Genomic DNA, 16,560 nt, shown 5'->3' on the forward strand with positions numbered 1-16,560 from the left:
GCCGCCGTGCGGTCAGCGCGGCGGGCCGGTCAGGGCGAGGAACTCGCTGCGGGAACGGGCGTCGGTGCGGAGCAGGCCCAGCAGCGTGGAGGTCATCGTGGTGGTGCCGGTGGCCTGGGCGCCGCGCAGGGTCATGCAGGTGTGCTCGGCCTGGATCACGACGCCGACGCCCTTGGGCTCCAGCTGGGTCTGGAGCCAGTCGGCGACCTGCTTGGTGAGGCGTTCCTGCACCTGGGGGCGGCAGGCGAAGTGCTCGAGGACCCTGGCGAGTTTGGACAGGCCGAGGATCCGGCTGCCGGGGAGGTATCCGATGTGGGCGGTGCCCACGAACGGCAGCAGATGGTGCTCGCACACGGACCGCAGGGGGATGCTGCGGGCGAGGACCAGCTCGTCGTACCCCTCGTCGTTGGGGAAGGTGGTCAGGTCGAAGGGGCGGGGGCTGAACAGTTCGGCGTAGGCGCGGGCCATCCGGCCGGGGGTGCCGCGCAGGCTCTCCGAGTCGGTGCTGATGCCGAGGGCTTCGAGGAACTGTCCGGCGGCGAGTTCCGCGGCCGTGAGGTCCGCCTCCTGCGCGTCGTGCACCACACGCAGGGCCGGGGGCTCCGCCGTGCGGGCCGGTATCGACGCATGCGCGGCGTCGGAGGCCACGTGCAAGGTGGGGTGAGGGCGCTGAGTCATGTCACTCTCCGATGCCTGAAACGCCGGTCGATTTCACCAATCAGTATTGGCGTTTCTGTGATCACGGTCAAGAAACCCCAGGAAAACAGCGGCTCGTCGAGAGGCGTGTCGGCAATGACTGGCGTTATCGTGGAGGTATGACCTCCGACTCGACACCGTCTTCACTCCCGCCGTCCACCGCCGAGGGCGTCGAAGCGGTCTCGGTCCTGGCCGACGAGCTGCGCCGTAGGATGTACGGCTTCATCCGGCGCGCCCACCGCCCGGTGACCCGGGAGGAGGCGGCCGCCGACGCCGGGATCTCGGTCAAGCTGGCCGCATTCCACCTCGACAAACTCGTCGCGGCCGGGCTGCTGCGCGCCGGTTACGACAGCCCCGGCAAGGCCCCCAGGGTCGGCCGCAGGCCGAAGGTCTACGAGCCGGCCGGCAACGACATCCGCGTCAGCATCCCCGAACGCCGTCCCGACGTGCTCGCGGAGATCCTCGTGGACGCGGTCCTCGACCAGCGGCCGGACGAGGACGCGCGGGCCGCCGCACTGCGCACGGCCCGCACCCGGGGCGAGGAGCTCGGCGCCGCCACCCGCGCGCACAGCCGTCCCGGCAGGCTGGGGCCCGAGCGTTCCATCACCCTCAGCGAGGCCGTCCTGCAGGAGCACGGCTTCGAGCCCGACCGTCCGGCGCCGACCGACCTGCGGCTGCTCAACTGCCCGTTCCACCCCCTCGCCGCCCGCTCGCCCGAGCTGGTGTGCGGGATCAACCACGCCTTCCTCGAAGGGTTCCTCACCGGACTGCGCACCACCGGGATCGAGGCCGTCCTCGCTCCCCGGCCCGGGCGGTGCTGCGTGGAGTTGCGCGCCGCGTCCGGGGGCCACGGTCCCCCCGGCCCCGAGGAGAGCTGCGCGAGAGAACCCGGCCCCCCGTCCCGGGGTGACCGGACAACCGGCTGACCGGCCCGGTCGTCGGACCGTGAACCGCCCGAGAGCACTTTCGACGCGACAGAGGAGCGGACATGCCCGCACACAACGCATATGTGATCGTCGGAGCCGGCCTGGCCGGCGCGAAGGCCGCACAGACCCTGCGGGAGGAGGGTTTCGACGGCCCGCTCGTGCTGCTGGGGGAGGAGGCCGAGCACCCCTACGAGCGGCCGCCGCTCTCCAAGGGCTACCTGCTGGGCAAGGAGGAGCGTGACGTGGTCTACGTCCACCCTCCCCGGTGGTACACCGACCAGAAGGTCGATCTGCGTCTCGGGGTCAGGGTCACCGCCGTCGACCCGGCCGCTCACGAGGTGACACTCGACGACGGCAGCCGCGTGGGCTACGCGAAGCTGCTCCTGACCACCGGTTCTTCGCCACGGCTGCTGCCCGTGCCCGGAGCGGACCTCGACGGTGTGCACACCCTGCGACGGCTCGCCGACAGCGACCGCATCAAGGACGCCTTCGCGTCCGCCTCGCGAGTGGCGGTGATCGGGGCCGGGTGGATCGGCTTGGAGACGACCGCCGCCGCCAGGGCCGCCGGTGCCGAGGTGACGGTGCTGGAGGCCGCGGAACTGCCGCTGCTGCGAGTCCTGGGCCCCGAGGCGGCCCAGGTCTTCGCCGACCTGCACACCGACCACGGGGTCGACCTGCGCTGCGGTGTGCAGGTCGCCGAGATCACCGGGGCGGACGGCCGGGCGAACGGCGTACTGCTGGACGACGGCAGTCGCGTCGACGCCGACGCGGTCGTCGTCGGCGTCGGTGTCACCCCCGACATCGGGCTCGCGGAAGCCGCCGGTCTGGAGATCGGCAACGGCGTCCGCGTCGATGCCGCACTGCGTACCTCCGAGCCCGACATCCATGCCGCGGGTGACGTGGCCGACGCCTTCCACCCGCTGCTCGGCAAGCACATCCGGGTCGAGCACTGGGCCAACGCGCTGAACCAGCCGCAGGCCGCGGCCAGGGCCATGCTCGGCCAGGACGTGGCCTACGACCGCGTCCCGTACTTCTTCACCGACCAGTACGACCTGGGCATGGAGTACACCGGGTACGTGGAGCCCGGCGGTTACGACCAGGTCGTCTTCCGAGGGCCGCCCGAGACCCGTGAGTTCATCGCCTTCTGGCTGTCCGGCGGCCGGGTGCTCGCCGGCATGAACGTCAACGTCTGGGACGTCACGGACCCGATCCGGGCCCTCGTCACGTCCGGGCGGCCGGTCGATCCTGCCCGGCTCGCCGACCCCGACGTGCCACTGGGCGACCTTCTCTGACGTTCGGCCGCGCGGCGGCCCCGGCATCGCGGCGGTCCGGGGCCGCGGTGCCGGACCTTGACACGCTCTCGCTCGTAGCATGCAATATATTGCATGCCGGTACCGCAGAGCCGAGGTCTCGTTTCCAGGTCACTCCTCAGGGAGAACGCCTTCCGCGCGATTCGGGACGCCATCGTCGACGGCACGCTCGCGCCGGGCGAACGCCTCAACGACGCCGATCTCGTCGAGTGGCTGGGCGTGAGCCGCACGCCGGTCCGGGAGGCCCTGGCACGACTCGAACAGGCCGGTCTGGTGCGCACGAAACCGGGCCGGTTCACCATGGTCAGCCCCCTGGACTTCCGTGCCGTGCGCGCCGCGCAGTCGGTCACCGCCGCCATGCACGAACTCGCCGTACGGGAGGTTATGCCCAACCTGTCGGCCGCCGAGCTCGACGCCATGCGCGCGGCCAACGCCCGCTTCGCCGACGCACTGCGGCAGGGCGACGTGGACGCGGCGATCAGCGCCGACGACGACTTCCACGGAGTGTTCGTCACCGCATGCGCGAACGACGCGGTCCGTACCGTCCTCGAGCAGTTCACGCCCGTGCTGCGGCGCGTGGAGCGGCTGCGCTTCTCGTCCCTGAGCGGCCGGGGCTCGGTCGCCCAGCACAACCGGATCATCGAGCTGTGCGCGGCGGGGGACACGGAAGGCGCGGTCGCCGCGACGCGTGCCAACTGGCAGACGCTGCTGCCGCTTCTCGACAGCGCGCTGCCGGAGGCAGACGAGCAGGACGGAGCCGACGGCAGCAGCCCCGCCCACTGACCGGCCCGCCCACCGACCGGCGCCCCACTAACCGACCGGCCCTGCCCCGTCCCGGGGCGGGGCCGTGACCCACCGGATGCCGCACCCCAAGGAGCCGCAGATGTCCCTTGACTCGTTCGAGCGCTACCCCCTCCTGTTCGGCCCCAGCCCCGTCCACCCGCTGGAGCGGCTCAGCGCGCATCTCGGCGGCGCCCGCATCTGGGCCAAGCGGGAGGACTGCAACAGCGGGCTGGCCTTCGGCGGCAACAAGACCAGAAAGCTGGAGTACCTGATCCCCGACGCACTGCGGCAGGGCGCCGACACCCTGGTCAGCATCGGCGGCATACAGTCCAACCACACCCGGCAGGTGGCCGCGGTCGCCGCCCGCGCCGGCCTGAAGGCCGTACTGGTGCAGGAGAGTTGGGTGGACTGGCCGGACGCGGTCAATGACAAGGTCGGCAACATCCTGCTGTCGCGCATCATGGGGGCGGACGTACGGCTGGTGCGGGCCGGGTTCGGCATCGGCTTCAAGGAGAGCTGGCAGCAGGCGCTGGACGACGTCCGCGCCGCCGGCGGCACTCCGTACGCCATCCCGGCCGGCGCCTCCGACCATCCGCTGGGCGGTCTCGGCTTCGCCGGCTGGGCCCGCGAAGTGGAGCAGCAGGAACGTGAACTGGGCGTCTTCTTCGACACGATCGTGGTGTGCAGCGTCACCGGCAGCACCCACGCCGGCATGATCGCCGGTTTCGCCGGCCAGGACCGGCCCCGTCGTGTGCTGGGCATCGACGCCTCGGCCAAGTTGGACGAGACGCGTGCGCAGGTGGAGAAGATCGCACGCGGCACCGCCGGGCTCATCGGCCTGCGCCGCGATCTCCGTGACGACGAGATCACCGTTCTCGGCGGCTGGGCCGGCGACTTCTACGGCATCCCCGTCGAGTCCACGCTGAACGCGATCCGGCTCACCGCGGGCCTGGAGGGCATGATCATCGACCCCGTCTACGAGGGCAAGTCGATGGCCGGCCTGATCGACCTGGTGAAGAGCGGTGACATCCCCAAGGACTCCAATGTCCTCTACGCCCACCTCGGGGGCCAGCCTGCGCTCAACGCCTACAGCGGCGTCTTCCAGTGACGGGCCTACGCGCCGGGAGCCGAACGCCCTGATCGCCACCGTACGGTGACGGTCACTCGCCCCGTCCGGAGCCGGGGCCGGACACACGCCTGTCCGGCCCCGGCGAACCACTCAGCGGCCGGAAGGCGGGACCATGCTGGGTGAGGAGGCGTCGCGCGCGACACGGGGCGGCTCACCCGTGCCGTCGGCCGGGACGGACCAGATGTCGAAGGACCCCGCACCGCGGCGGCCACGGTCACGGCCACGAAGCGGGTACGCAGGGTCGGTGCGGGGGTCATCTCGAGGGCGGTCCGCAAGGGGCGCGGCAGAAGAAATGCAAACGGGCGCAGGGGCAGCGGTCCGGCTGCGGAGTCGACTCCCCTTCAGACGGCGGCCTGTGCCGGGTCCATCGCGGCCCTCGCCCGGACCGCGTCGCCGGGGTCCCAGCCCTCGTGCGGCACGGAGGCCAGCAGCAGCCGGGTGTACGGGTCCGAGGGAGCGCCGAGCACCCGTGCCGTCGGCCCCTGTTCGACCACGGTGCCCTTCCGCATCACGGCCGTCTCGTCCGTGATGTGCTGCACGACGGCGAGGTCATGGCTGACGAAGACGAGGGCCACGCCGGTGTCGTCCCGTATCTCCGCGAGGAGTTGCAGGATCTGCGCCTGGATCGAGACGTCCAGTGCCGCCACCGCCTCGTCGAGGACGAGGATCCGCGGATCGACCGCGAGCGCCCGGGCGATGGCCAGGCGCTGCCGCTGGCCGCCGGACAACTGGTGCGGCCGGGCCTCGGCCTCCCGCGAGCCGAGGCCGACCCGGTCCAGCAGCGAGCGGACCCGGGTGTCGGAAGCGTCGTGGTCGTGGAGGCGCAGGGCCGTGCGCAGGCACTGCCGGGCGGTGAGCCTGGGGTCGAGCGAGACATAGGGGGCCTGGAAGACCATTTGGATCTCACGGGCGCGCGTCAGCCGTGCGGCCCGGCGGCCCAGGGCCGGCGGCCGCGCGGCGCGGTCCCTGCCCTCGACCGAGACCGTGCCGGCATCCGGCCTCTCCAGACCGACGAGCATGCGGGCCACGGTGCTCTTGCCGGACCCGGACTCGCCCACGATGCCGAGGGACCCGCCGCGGGGCACGGCGAACGACACCTGTGCGGCGGCCGTGAGACGGCCGCCGCCGGGCAACCGGTAGGTCTTGGTCAGCCCGTCGACGCTCAGCAGCGGGACTTCGGCCGTCGGTTCGCATGCGGTCACGGTGTACTCCTCTTGGCCAGGGACGCCCGGGTGCCGGCGGGTGGTGCGGATGCCTCGGTGAAGCCGCCGGCCAAGCCGCCCGGGGCCCGGTCACCGTCGGCCGCCGGCCGGACCGTCCCGTCCGGCTGCGCGTCCGGCACGGCGGGGAGCCCCGGCGACTGGGCGACGCGCCGCCCGGGGTCGCCGGTCGGGTCGGTCGGGTCGGTGCAAGCGGTGCTTGCGGTGCTTGCAGTTCTCGCGGCGTCGGCGGTGCCGACGGGGCCGGCGGGTCGGTGGGAAAGATCGGGCAGGACGGGGAGAGTGGGCAGGTCGGTGAGTCGTCGGCAGGCCGCCGTGCCCCCGCCCGGCACCGCGAGCGGCTCCGGTGTCCATGTCTCGCACGCCGGCTCCGCGTACGGGCAGCGCACCGCGAAGGGGCAGCCGGTGAAGGCGTCGGCCAGCGACGGGGGCCGTCCCGGAATCGGGCGCACGGACCGGGCGGTGTCGCCGAGTGCGGGTGAGCAGTCGAGCAACCCGCGGGTGTACGGGTGCCGGGCCCCGGTGAACAGGCGGCGCGCGTCCTGCTCCTCCACGACGCGCCCCGCGTACATGACGTACACCCGGTCGCAGTAGGCGGCGGCGAGGTGGAGGTCGTGGGTGATGAACAGCGTGCCCATCCGCAGCAGGGCGAGGATCTCGGCCTGGGTGGTGACGTCCAGTGCGCTGGTCGCCTCGTCGGCGAGCAGTGAAGCCAGTCCGGGCCTGAGGCCCGTCCGGGGTTGGAACGCCGAGGCCGCGGATCCGGTCCGCCGTCCCCGTGACCGCCGCACCGTTCGCAGGAGCGGCACGCCCGCCCGGTGGCGGCCGTGACCGGTCGGGCACCGGGGCGTTGCCGGGGGACCGGGCCGGTGGTTCAGCCGGCGGGCAGCAACCGGGTCTCGGCGGCCGGCAAGCCCTTGGCCCACCAGTGGTTGTAGCGGCCGTAGACCGTGGGTTCGCGGTCGGCGAGGAAGGCTACGAGCGTCCGCGCCTCCGCGGCCAGTCCCTCCCAGGCATCGCCCGGAAGCGGATGGAAGGCGGTGGCCTCGATCCCTCCCACGGCGGGACGCCAGACGCCGGCGACGTAGCCGTCCACCAGCAGCGTGGGCAGCACATCGCCGTTCACGCGGATCACCGTCCTGCGGTAGTCGGGCGGGATGACGCGACTGCGGTCGGCGTAGGCGAGCAGGATGCTGTCCCACATGGCCATCAGCCGGGGCGGCGCCGGAGTGTCCCCGGCCGGCCGGGGCGCGCCGGGAATGTCGTACAGCACCTCGCCACCCGGGCCCCGCAGTTGCTCGAGCTCCGCGCCGAGCGCCTGGACCGCCGCCCTGACGCGCTTGCGCTGGGCCATCGCGAACTGGGCCATGTCCGCCACCGACGCCGGCCCGAAGCCCTCCAGATAGCGGCGGACCAGGGTCTGCAGAGCGCCGGCGGCAACGTCGGGATCCGCCAGTACCGGCTGCGTGCCCGCGGCGACGTACGACTGCCGGGTGCCGAACGACCAGGGTCCTGCGACGGGCGTGTGCCACAGCGGCGTGTACTGCCGCAGCATCCGCCAGGCCGCCGGTTCCAGCGGTGCGCCCAGCAGTTCCCCGAGCCGGCCCTGCAACTCGGCCACGGTCCGCGGCCGGTCGGCGTACTTCATCAGGTCCGGGATCAGAGCGTCGGCGTCGGCCGGGGTGAGCCCGGACGCCGCGAAACGGGCGTCTCCCAGCCTGGACGCGCGCAGCGACGGCTCCATCGCCTCACGGAAATCCCGGTAGTCCTCGGCATGGACCATGTGCAGGGTGAGCCGCATCAGCGTCGATTTGACCGCCTGGAGCCCGCTCACGGCCGTATCGAGGCCGGCCGCGTCGAACCCGCCGATCCGGTTCCACAGCGCGACGTACGGCGAGGCGGGCTGCTGCGCCTGAAGCGCGACCACCCGCCGTATCCCCTCCAGGACGTCGAGCGGCTCCCGGCCGAGCAGCAACTGGCGTGCGAGCGTGGAGCGGTTGAGGGCGCGTGCGGTCATCACCATGCCGACGATCTTCTCGCTTCTTCGTTCGATTCGGTAGCCGTCGTCGTGGTCCGGCGAACCGAACGAGCGGAAGAGGACGTTCAGCGCACGAGGCGACGCCCTGTCAGGCGTGGCGCGCCGCGGCCGCCGCACGCGCCCCCAGGACGAGGGTCGCGGCGATGAGGAGCGTCGCGAGAATTCCGGTGACCAGTACGGGGGCGGGTGCGAAGGTCGCGGCCAGGACTGCGAGAACGACCAGGGGGTGGACGATGTCGGTCGCTCTGCGTACCTCGGAAGCCCGGTGGTGCAGAAGCCAGACGACGGTGATGTAGACGGCGACGGGGATTGTGTAGGCGGCCGCGACCGCGTGGTCGGTGAGATGGCCGTGACCGGTGGTGTGGGCGACGTTGAGCGCGAGCCCGGCGCCGACGGCGGCCGCCGAGGCGAAGACGGCGTAATGCCCGTAACCCCACAGCAACGCCGAGCGCAGGCCGGTGAGTCTGCCGGGTGCGTTCTGGGCGAAGTAGAGCCACCACAGGGCGAAGACGGTGAGGACACCGCCGACGACGAGGGTGGCGACGTCGCCGAGCGAGGCGTCGTCGTCGAGGGCGGTACGGACCGCAGCCGTGGCCGCGATGATGGATTCGCCGAGGACGATCAGGGTGAACAGGCCGTAGCGTTCGGCGATGTGGTGGGGGTGCCACGTGGTGATGGCCGCGCGCTCGGCCCAGACGGGAACGGCCAGTTCGGCCAGGACCAGGATCCCGAAGACGACCAGGCCGCCGTCGTCGGGGAGGAACAGGCGCCCGACCCAGCCGAGCTGGACGACGAAGATCCCCGCCGCGTAACGCAGACAGGTCGTGCGGCGGTCGGGGTCGGAGTGCGCGGCGCGCAGCCACTGGCTGACCATCGCGAGGCGCATGACGACGTAACCCCACGTGATGACCGTGAAGTCGCGGTACTGGAGGGCCTCTGCCGCGCCCGCGGCCATGATCAGGGCACCGGTGATCTGGACCAGGGTGAGCAGCCGGTAGGCGACGTCGTCGGTGTCGTAGGCGGAGGCGAACCAGGTGAAGTTCATCCACGCCCACCAGATCGCGAAGAACACCAGGACGTAGCCGAGCACGCCCTGGCCGATGTGGCCTTCGGCCAGCTCGTGCTCGAACGCCACCGCGGCCTGGGCGACGGCGGCGACGAAACACAGGTCGAAGAAGAGTTCCAGCGCTGTCGCGCTGCGGTGCTCCTCGTCCGAGAAGCGGGCCACCATCGGCCGGTGCCAGGCGCCGGCGATGGAGGGTGTCTGGCTCATGGGCGTGGGACCCCTACGGTGCGGTGACGGGCGGGACGTCGTGGCGGTGCGATCGCCCGGTTCAGGCCTGGCCGGTCTCGAAGCGGCTGACCCTGCCTCCGGTGACAGTGAAGGTCCAGCGGGTGCGCATGGCTCCCCACGTCGAGTTGGTGTAGACGGTTGTCAGTGTACGGCCGTCGGGGGAGACGCTTTCGACGTCCATGCGTCCGTTCGAGGAGAAAATCTCCTTCTCGGTCCAGTCGCTGAGATCGCGCTCGGTGCCGTCGTCGGCCATGGTCGCGTCCGGAGTGAGCGCGGCGAAGAAGGCGTCCTTGTCGCCGGCGTTGACGGCGTTGACGAACGCCGCGACCGCGGGGTCGGTGAGTTGGGCTGTCATGGTGGCCTCCGATCGGATCGGTACGACGGGGGACCCGGCCGTGCGGGTGGACCGGTGACGGCGTCCACCCGCCCCGCCGGCTCCGGTCAGCGGGTGGTGTACCCGCCGTTGAGGAACAACGTCTGGCCGTTGGCCCACCAGCCGTCGGTCAGCAGGTGCCTCACCCAGGGACGATATCCCCGAGCTTGGTGAGATCGCCGTTCATCGCGGACGACTTGTGGTAGGCGACGGAATCATCGGCCTCGGCGGGGTAGAAGAACGAGGTGTCCATCGGACCCGGGGCGATGTTGTTGACCGACACGTTCCGGCCGAAGAGCTCCTTCGACAGGGCCCGGGTGAAGTGCTCGACCGGCGCCTTGCCGCCCGCGTAGGCCGAGTACAGCCCCGTGTAGGCGGCAAGCAGCGAGGTCACGATCGTGATGATCTTCCCGCCGTCCTCGATCCGGCGGGCCGCCTCCCGCATGACGAAGAACGCGGCCTTGGAGTTCACCGCGAACATCCGGTCGTACTCCTCCTCGGTGATCTCGGTGAGCGGCTTCTTCAGCACCATGCCGGCCGTGTTGACGCTGCGGTCCAGCTTGCCGAACCGGTTCACGACCTCGTCGAAGACCCGTTCCACCTCCCCGGCCCGGGGTCAGGTCGGCCTGGACGGCGAACGCCTCTCCGGGGCCGGTGTCGAACGGGGACGGCACGACCGGCGGACACCGAGGGCCATGCCCTGCCCCGACAGGATCGCCGTGACGACGGGCGCCCATCCTGAACGATCCGATCACCGATGGAACGGAACGCTCACGACTTCGGGCACGGCCCGTCAGCGGCGGCCGTTTCCCGTCGCGCAGCGCCTGCGGTGTGGCCCCCTACTGCTGCACCCGGACGACGTGCCGGTGCTGCAGGCGGCGATCGCCCGGGTGACGGAGGAGGCGGTCAGTGCCCCGGCGCACGGGGCTGCGGATGCCGGCCGCTACCACCTCGGCTACCGCATCCGGCACTCCGACGGGAGCGTCCACGCCGTGGCCGAATTCGGCCGCGTGATCATGGACGACCAGGGGCGGCCCGCCCGTGCGCTCGGCCTGGTGATGGAGACCGGCGAAGGCACCGACCGGTCGCCGCGCGGTCCGGTGTCGGCGGACAGCTCCCGGGACTCGTTCCTCTTCACGCTCACGCGGGCGCTCTCCCAGGCCGTCACCGTGCGGGACGTCACCCAGGTCATGACCCAGCTCGCCCGTCCGGCGCTGGGCGCCGAGAGCCTCATCCTGGGCATCGAGGAAGCCGGCCGGCTGACCATTGTCGGCGAGACCTCCATTGCTCCGGCGCTGTCGCACCTGCGCGGACCCGCGCACACCGTCATGGCCCTGGCCGCCCGGCAGGAGCAGGCCCTGTTCGTCGAGGACCTCAGCCGGCACACCGGCCCGGAACTCGCCGAACTGGCCGCGGCGGGTGAGATACCGCCGCGGTCATGGGTGGTCCTTTCCCTGGGATCCGTGGCCCAGGTGACCGGGGCCTGCCTCATCGCCTTCGCCGGGCCGCGGAAGTTCGACGCGGGCGAGCGTACGTTCTACACGGCTGTCGCCGTCATCCTGACACAGAGCCTGGAGCGCGCACGGCTGTTCGACACGGAGCATCAGCGCGCCACCGACCTGCAGAAGGCGATGCTGCCGCGTCACCTTCCGGCGCTGGACTCGCTCACCGTGCACTCCCGCTACCTGCCCGGCACGCAGGGCATGCACATCGGAGGCGACTGGTACGACATTCTCTCGCTCAGGGACGGGTCGGCAGCGCTCGTCATCGGTGACGTCCAGGGCCACGACGCCCACGCGTCCGCGGTCATGGGCCAACTGCGCGTCGCCCTGCGGGCGTGCGCGGAGGCGGGGCTGCCGCCCGGGGCCCTCCTGGGGCAGGTCAACCGGGTCCTCTGCGACCTCGACACCGACCGCTTCGCCACCTGCACCTACCTGGTCCTCGACAGCGGGGTGCCGGTTCGCACGGCGACGGCCCGCAGACACCAGTGGCCGGGAGGGGGACAGGCAGACCAACTGTCCCACCGGGGATGGCTCCGGACCGACACCGAGCAGCGACTGTTGCTCACGGATGCCGGGGAGGCGGCCAGAGCGCGGCTGCGTGAGCCGGCGACCGAGGTGCGTTCCGTGGTCCACCGGGGCATCAGCGACGAGGAGTACGTATCCGCGCCCAAGGTGCTGCGCACGATGATCAACAATGTCGAGGCGGACGGGGGTCCTCAGCACTCCGGCCCGGCCGCGTCACCGACGGTGTGACACCGCCGGTTCGATCACGAGCGGGGTCGGCACCCTGTCAGCGTGGCGGTTTCTGCCACACGGAGACGTGTGACCTGCTGGACGCGGTGAAGGGCGTCTCGTTCCAGTCGGCCCATCGTTCCGACGGCTCCAGGCCGGCGAGCTCGGCCATCAGGTCGAGCTCGGAGGGCCACACGTAGCGGTGAGGCGATCGGAACGTGGAGCCCCGGCCGTCCACGACCGTGTAGTGATGCGAGACGAGTCGCTGGTTGAGCAGGTCGTACGTGTCGAAACCGACGTGGTGGTCGCCGATGTGGAACGGACGTGCCGTCTCGCCCGGCGGCAGGCGCTGCAGTTCCGGGACGAAGACCTCCACCACGAAACGGCCGCCCGGTTCCAGATGAAGAGCGGCGTTGCGGAAGCACGCGACCTGTTCGGCCTGGGAGAGGAGACAGGTGATGGAGTTGTGGACGAGGTAGACCAGGCTGAACGAATCCGGGGCGCGAGACGTCGTCATGTCCCCGACGATCACGGCCACATCGCTGCCGCCGGGCTTCCCGGCGAGCTGCCGTGCCATGGGCGCCGACTTCTCGATACCGGCCACCCGAACGCCGCGTGCGCTCAGCGGAAGCGCGACGCGCCCGGTCCCCACCGCGAACTCCAGGGCGGGGCCACGGCCGGCACGGCGCTCGAGGAAGCGGACCGTGGGGTCCAGGACTTCCGGTGTGTACATGTGCGCGGACGACGCGTCATAGCCTTGCGCCACCTGCTCGTTCCACACGTCCGCATCCATGACGTCGAAGGCTGCCACGCCGTCGAAGCGGCGTGCCAGTGCACTTCGCCGCCGGCTCAGCCGGCCACGGCCGGGGCGTACGCGCCCGCGACGGCGTCGACCTGTTCGTATCCGGTGCGCAGCAGAAAGGTGTTGAGGCGTCCGTAGGACTTGGCGCCGAGGACGAAGAAGTGCGGTTCGGGGTTGCGCAGGGCGTCGATGCCGACGGCGGGCCGGGCGAGGCAGTCGCCGCCCGCGGAGCCGAGCAGGGCGGCGGAGAGGTTCATGGGTGCGGCGGTGGCGTAGCACTCGTGGACCTGAAGTTGCCGGTGGAGGCAGGCGTCGCCGACGTAGCCGGTGAGGGCCACGACGTGGTCGCAGACGACGTCGCGCGGGCCGTCGGCCGTGCCGAGGACGGCGTGTACCCGGTCACCGTCGGACCGGAGGGCCTGGACGTGCGCGCCGGTGTGGACGGTGACGTGGCGGTGGGTGACGCCGTCGGCGAGCGAGCGGGAGCTTTCGACGAGCTGTCGGCGGCCGGGCAGGGTGTCGCCGGGCACGGCGCCCCAGTCGGGCGCGGGGCTGCGCACGACCCATTCGACGCGGGTGCCGCGCAGCGCGGCGAGGTCGCGGGCGGCGGTCTGCGCGGACTTGCCGGCGCCGACGAGCAGGACCGTACCCGCCCAGCGTTCCGGGTCGTCGACGGACGGGAGGGTGCGGGTGATGCGGTGGGCGAGGGCTCGTTCGCCGAGGGCGGGGATGCCGCCGGCGCCCAGGGTGTTGGGGACGCCGTAGGTGCCGGTGCAGTCCAGGACCAGGTCCGCCCGCGTGGTCTCCTCACCGTCAGGCCCGTCGATGAGCAGGGTGAACGGCGCCGCGCCGCGGGCGTCGGTCCCGATCTGCTCGTGCTTCAGCATGCCCGTGCGGGCGACGGCGGCGACACGGCTGCGCAACCGGATCCGGCCGGCCAGTGCGGGCAGGGCGGCCAGCGGGTCGAGCAGACGGGCCGCCAGCTCCGTGCCGGTAGGGCAGTCGGGCCCGGCTGGGGCGTGGGGGAGGTGGGTGCGCATCCGGTGGGACACGTTGAGGTCCCACGGGGTGAACAGGCGCACATGACCCCAGGCCCGTACATGGGCGGCGACGGCGCCGCCTGCTTCGTAGACGGTGAAGGGCCGTCCGGCGTCGGCGCAGGCGAGTGCGGCGTCGAGGCCGACGGGGCCGGCGCCGAGGATCGCGACGTGTCGCTGCATGGTGAACTCCCTTGGTGTACCGGTCACATGGCGCAGTGGACGGGGCGGGGCAGGCTGCCGTCGGTGAGGCGGGCGGCGAAGAACCGTTCGGTCACCAGTTGTCTTCCCAGGACGAGCGGGGTCCCGGCGGGCGCGAGGTGCATGTCGGGGCTCGTGGCCCGATCGGCTCCGGCGGGGTGCCAGTGCAGGCCGTCGGCGGTGACGGTCAGTTCCGGGATGGTGGAGTCCTCGCCGATCTCCACGCCCGTTGCGGAGAAGCCGCGGCGCAGCAGCGGTCGTACGGCGAAGTGGCCGGCCGGCAGCCCGAGTTCGGCCAGCAGCGCGGCGACGGCGGGGATGTCGTGGGTGTTCTCCGGTGTTTCGGTGAGGGCGACGCGCGGGGGCAGACCGAGGTCGATCAGATGGCCGATGCCGTCCACGGCGCGCTTCCAGGAGCCGGTGCCGCGATGCCGGTCGTGGGTCGCGGCGGTGGCGCCGTCCAGCGACGTCTGGACGGTGAGCCTGCGGCCGGCCAGGCCGGCCAGGCCGACCAGCTCCGCGAGCCCCGCCGCCCGGCGGCCGCGCAGCAGCATCGCGTTGGTCATGACGACGGTGGGCAGCCGCGCGGAGGCGTGGTCGAGCAGACGGACGATGTCGGGATGGAGGAAGGGCTCGCCGCCGGTGAGATACAGCTCGGAGAACCCGGCCGTGACGGCCTCGTCGACGAGGGCCCGGAAGGCGCCGACGGACAGGCTGCGGGCGGCCGCCCCGGGGGATGACGCGACGGCGCAGTAGTCGCAGGCCAGGTTGCAGTGGAAGTTGGTGTAGATCCACAGCCTGGACGGGAAGTACGGCGAGCCGAACAGCGGGACAACCGGCCGGTCGTCCTCGACGGCAGGCGGGACCACCTGCCGGTCGTCCTGGACGGCCCGGGGCGTGGCATCGCCCCAGCCGTCGTCGTCGGCGGGCCGGAAGCCGGACGGCAGCGTGGAGCGGTAGAGGTGGTAGCGGCCACGGGAGCGTTCGCGCGGCGGCAGGACCTCCAGGCAGGTGGTCCACCAGCCGGTCTCGATGGTCTCGACGAACACGTCGGGCAGACCGGCGGCGCGCATGGACCGCGCCTGCGCCTGCCAGTCGTAGGCGAGCGGCACCAGTTCCGCGGCGGCGTGCCCGTCGATCAGGTCGAGCACCGCGTACCGGACCTCTTGGCGCCCGTCGTTGGCCGGTTTGCCGATCACGCCGACGTTGACGGCGAGCGTGTCCCCGATGCGCCGCTGCCAGGGCAGACCGCTGTGGGTGCACAGCACCACGTCCGCGCCGGACGCCTCGGCGCGGAGCCGGTGCTCCTCCTCGGGCAGCGACTCCCACCAGAAGTCGTTCAGGGCCAGCGTGGATCCGTGGACCATGTGGACGTCGACGCCTGCGATCGTCTCCCGGTGCTCGGTGGGCAGCCGGCCCATCCAGGCGGCGAAGTCGCGGCCGGTCGCGGCGAGGGTGTGGTCGTAGACGATCTGGGCGTACTCGTTGTCCTTCGGGTCGCGGTATCCGCAGCCGCAGTCGGCGTCGCCGCGGGCGATCGCCACGTCGTAGTTGCCGGCGACGCACTCGATGCCGTTGTCCGTCAGGATCGGCCACAGGGCATCGACGTCGGCACCGAAGCCGCCGAGGTCGCCCAGGCAGAACAGCCGCTCGGCGCCCCGGGCACGTGCGTCGTCGACGAACGACCGCAGGGCGTACGGGTTGCCGTAGGGGCCTCCGCATACCGCGATGCGCACAGGGAATCTCCAGTCTCTCCGGTGAAACGGGCGTGGGGGTCAGGACCGTTCGGCAGGGACGTCGCGCGCCGTCCGCCCGCGGCGGCGGAGGTGGGGCCCGGCGGCGTACAGGGCGCGGATGCGTTCGGGGTCGACGCCCGCGAAATACAGCAGCTTCAGGTACTGCATGAAGGCGACCATGCGCCAGGTGCCGTGGGCGGTGAACCGGCGGGAGGACGCTGTGGAGGTCGCGGGCAGAAGGCACAGGGTCCCTCGCCGGTGCAGACGCCGGGACATTTCCAGGTCCTCCATGATGGCCAGGTCGGGGAAGCCGCCCAGTTCGTCGAAGACGCCGCGGCGGATGAACATGGCCTGGTCGCCGAAGATGTGGTGCAGCCGACGGGCCCGGGCGTTCGAGGTCCACGCCAGGTGGTTCAGGCCGGGGGTCCGGCGGTCGAAACGGATCGTCAGGCCCCCGCCGACCACGGCCGGGTCGGCCAGGCAGGCGCGGATCTGACCGAGCGCCGCCGGGTCGACGGCGGTGTCGGCGTGGACGAACCAGAGCACATCACCGCCGGCGTGCCGGGCGCCTTCGTTCATCTGCTTGGCGCGGCCGCGTGCGCTGTGCACCACGGTGGCGTGGCGGGCGGCGAGTTCGGCGGTGGTGTCGGTGGAGCCGCCGTCGACGACGATGAGCTCGCAGTCGGGGAAGTCCCGGCACAGGCGGCTCAGCGCGGCCTGTACAGCGGCTTCCTCGTTCAGTACCGGGACGATGATCGACACCTCGCTCATTCCGCTCACC

General features: G+C 72.0%; 15 protein-coding genes and 1 pseudogene. 5 read left to right on the forward strand and 11 right to left on the reverse strand.

All coding sequences use genetic code 11. From position 1 onward, the window contains the following. Window positions 1-12 precede the first annotated feature (12 nt). Complete coding sequence (gene folE / locus OGH68_RS33285; RefSeq protein ID WP_264249155.1) at window positions 13-678, reverse strand: GTP cyclohydrolase I FolE; 666 nt, start codon at window positions 676-678, stop codon at window positions 13-15. 137 nt (window positions 679-815) lie between these two features. Between folE and OGH68_RS33290 the strand changes: the two genes are divergently transcribed. From OGH68_RS33290 to OGH68_RS33305, 4 genes are all read left to right on the forward strand, one after another. Continuing rightward, window positions 816-1,622 carry a helix-turn-helix transcriptional regulator gene (locus tag OGH68_RS33290; protein WP_264249157.1) on the forward strand — a complete coding sequence of 269 codons (807 nt, stop codon included), beginning with the start codon at window positions 816-818 and terminating at the stop codon, window positions 1,620-1,622. A gap of 62 nt (window positions 1,623-1,684) precedes the next feature. Beyond that, window positions 1,685-2,914, forward strand: a complete 1,230-nt coding sequence (locus tag OGH68_RS33295) for an NAD(P)/FAD-dependent oxidoreductase (RefSeq protein ID WP_264249158.1) — start codon at window positions 1,685-1,687, stop codon at window positions 2,912-2,914. A gap of 93 nt (window positions 2,915-3,007) precedes the next feature. Beyond that, a complete protein-coding gene (locus tag OGH68_RS33300; RefSeq protein WP_264249159.1) occupies window positions 3,008-3,715 on the forward strand; it encodes a GntR family transcriptional regulator in 708 nt (235 codons plus the stop codon). Between the two features lie 100 nt (window positions 3,716-3,815). Further along, window positions 3,816-4,823 (forward strand): 1-aminocyclopropane-1-carboxylate deaminase, encoded by a 1,008-nt coding sequence (locus OGH68_RS33305; protein WP_264249160.1) that lies wholly within the window; start codon window positions 3,816-3,818, stop codon window positions 4,821-4,823. Between the two features lie 362 nt (window positions 4,824-5,185). On the opposite strand, the gene OGH68_RS33310 is transcribed toward OGH68_RS33305, so the two are convergent. The 6 genes and pseudogenes from OGH68_RS33310 to OGH68_RS33335 form a co-directional block, all read right to left on the reverse strand. Next, window positions 5,186-6,046 carry an ABC transporter ATP-binding protein gene (locus OGH68_RS33310; RefSeq protein ID WP_264249161.1) on the reverse strand — a complete coding sequence of 287 codons (861 nt, stop codon included), beginning with the start codon at window positions 6,044-6,046 and terminating at the stop codon, window positions 5,186-5,188. A gap of 293 nt (window positions 6,047-6,339) precedes the next feature. Next, window positions 6,340-6,771, reverse strand: a pseudogene (locus OGH68_RS33315) (oligopeptide/dipeptide ABC transporter ATP-binding protein); the annotation flags it as partial. A 167-nt stretch (window positions 6,772-6,938) separates the two neighbouring features. Continuing rightward, entirely contained in the window at window positions 6,939-8,087 is a 1,149-nt protein-coding gene (locus OGH68_RS33320) for a winged helix DNA-binding domain-containing protein (RefSeq protein ID WP_264249163.1), read from the reverse strand. Between the two features lie 103 nt (window positions 8,088-8,190). Further along, the gene (locus OGH68_RS33325) at window positions 8,191-9,375 is read right to left on the reverse strand and encodes a low temperature requirement protein A (RefSeq protein ID WP_264249164.1); all 1,185 of its coding nucleotides are present in this window, start codon (window positions 9,373-9,375) and stop codon (window positions 8,191-8,193) included. 61 nt (window positions 9,376-9,436) lie between these two features. Beyond that, window positions 9,437-9,751, reverse strand: a complete 315-nt coding sequence (locus OGH68_RS33330) for a nuclear transport factor 2 family protein (protein WP_264249165.1) — start codon at window positions 9,749-9,751, stop codon at window positions 9,437-9,439. Window positions 9,752-9,911: 160 nt separating this feature from the next. Next, a complete protein-coding gene (locus OGH68_RS33335) occupies window positions 9,912-10,370 on the reverse strand; it encodes an SDR family oxidoreductase (RefSeq protein WP_264249167.1) in 459 nt (152 codons plus the stop codon). A gap of 94 nt (window positions 10,371-10,464) precedes the next feature. Here OGH68_RS33335 and OGH68_RS33340 point away from each other — a divergent pair, with 94 nt between their 5' ends. Further along, window positions 10,465-12,024: a SpoIIE family protein phosphatase gene (locus OGH68_RS33340; protein ID WP_264249169.1), complete on the forward strand. Its 1,560-nt coding sequence runs from the start codon at window positions 10,465-10,467 to the stop codon at window positions 12,022-12,024. 37 nt (window positions 12,025-12,061) lie between these two features. Here the strand turns inward: OGH68_RS33340 and OGH68_RS33345 are convergent, their stop codons facing one another. Genes OGH68_RS33345 through OGH68_RS33360 form a run of 4 tightly spaced genes read right to left on the reverse strand, consistent with a single transcriptional unit; the run spans window position 12,062 to window position 16,550 of the window. Next, entirely contained in the window at window positions 12,062-12,796 is a 735-nt protein-coding gene (locus OGH68_RS33345; protein ID WP_264250412.1) for a class I SAM-dependent DNA methyltransferase, read from the reverse strand. Between the two features lie 56 nt (window positions 12,797-12,852). Further along, the gene (locus OGH68_RS33350) at window positions 12,853-14,025 is read right to left on the reverse strand and encodes an FAD-dependent oxidoreductase (protein ID WP_264249171.1); all 1,173 of its coding nucleotides are present in this window, start codon (window positions 14,023-14,025) and stop codon (window positions 12,853-12,855) included. A 23-nt stretch (window positions 14,026-14,048) separates the two neighbouring features. Further along, window positions 14,049-15,779, reverse strand: a complete 1,731-nt coding sequence (locus tag OGH68_RS33355; protein WP_264249172.1) for a radical SAM protein — start codon at window positions 15,777-15,779, stop codon at window positions 14,049-14,051. A 39-nt stretch (window positions 15,780-15,818) separates the two neighbouring features. Beyond that, a complete protein-coding gene (locus OGH68_RS33360; RefSeq protein WP_264249173.1) occupies window positions 15,819-16,550 on the reverse strand; it encodes a TIGR04283 family arsenosugar biosynthesis glycosyltransferase in 732 nt (243 codons plus the stop codon). Between the last annotated feature and the right edge of the window lie 10 nt (window positions 16,551-16,560).

The sequence above is a fragment of the Streptomyces peucetius genome, from assembly GCF_025854275.1.
Classification (GTDB): Bacteria; Actinomycetota; Actinomycetes; order Streptomycetales; family Streptomycetaceae; genus Streptomyces; species Streptomyces peucetius_A.

Coding starts and splice junctions, on each gene's coding strand:
- OGH68_RS33345 (WP_264250412.1), bottom strand. CDS start 12,796: ATGGATGCGGACGTGTGGAACGAGCAGGTGGCGCAAGGCTATGACGCG.
- folE (WP_264249155.1), bottom strand. CDS start 678: ATGACTCAGCGCCCTCACCCCACCTTGCACGTGGCCTCCGACGCCGCG.
- OGH68_RS33325 (WP_264249164.1), bottom strand. CDS start 9,375: ATGAGCCAGACACCCTCCATCGCCGGCGCCTGGCACCGGCCGATGGTG.
- OGH68_RS33300 (WP_264249159.1), top strand. CDS start 3,008: ATGCCGGTACCGCAGAGCCGAGGTCTCGTTTCCAGGTCACTCCTCAGG.
- OGH68_RS33350 (WP_264249171.1), bottom strand. CDS start 14,025: ATGCAGCGACACGTCGCGATCCTCGGCGCCGGCCCCGTCGGCCTCGAC.
- OGH68_RS33295 (WP_264249158.1), top strand. CDS start 1,685: ATGCCCGCACACAACGCATATGTGATCGTCGGAGCCGGCCTGGCCGGC.
- OGH68_RS33360 (WP_264249173.1), bottom strand. CDS start 16,550: ATGAGCGAGGTGTCGATCATCGTCCCGGTACTGAACGAGGAAGCCGCT.
- OGH68_RS33330 (WP_264249165.1), bottom strand. CDS start 9,751: ATGACAGCCCAACTCACCGACCCCGCGGTCGCGGCGTTCGTCAACGCC.
- OGH68_RS33305 (WP_264249160.1), top strand. CDS start 3,816: ATGTCCCTTGACTCGTTCGAGCGCTACCCCCTCCTGTTCGGCCCCAGC.
- OGH68_RS33320 (WP_264249163.1), bottom strand. CDS start 8,087: ATGGTGATGACCGCACGCGCCCTCAACCGCTCCACGCTCGCACGCCAG.
- OGH68_RS33340 (WP_264249169.1), top strand. CDS start 10,465: ATGCCCTGCCCCGACAGGATCGCCGTGACGACGGGCGCCCATCCTGAA.
- OGH68_RS33290 (WP_264249157.1), top strand. CDS start 816: ATGACCTCCGACTCGACACCGTCTTCACTCCCGCCGTCCACCGCCGAG.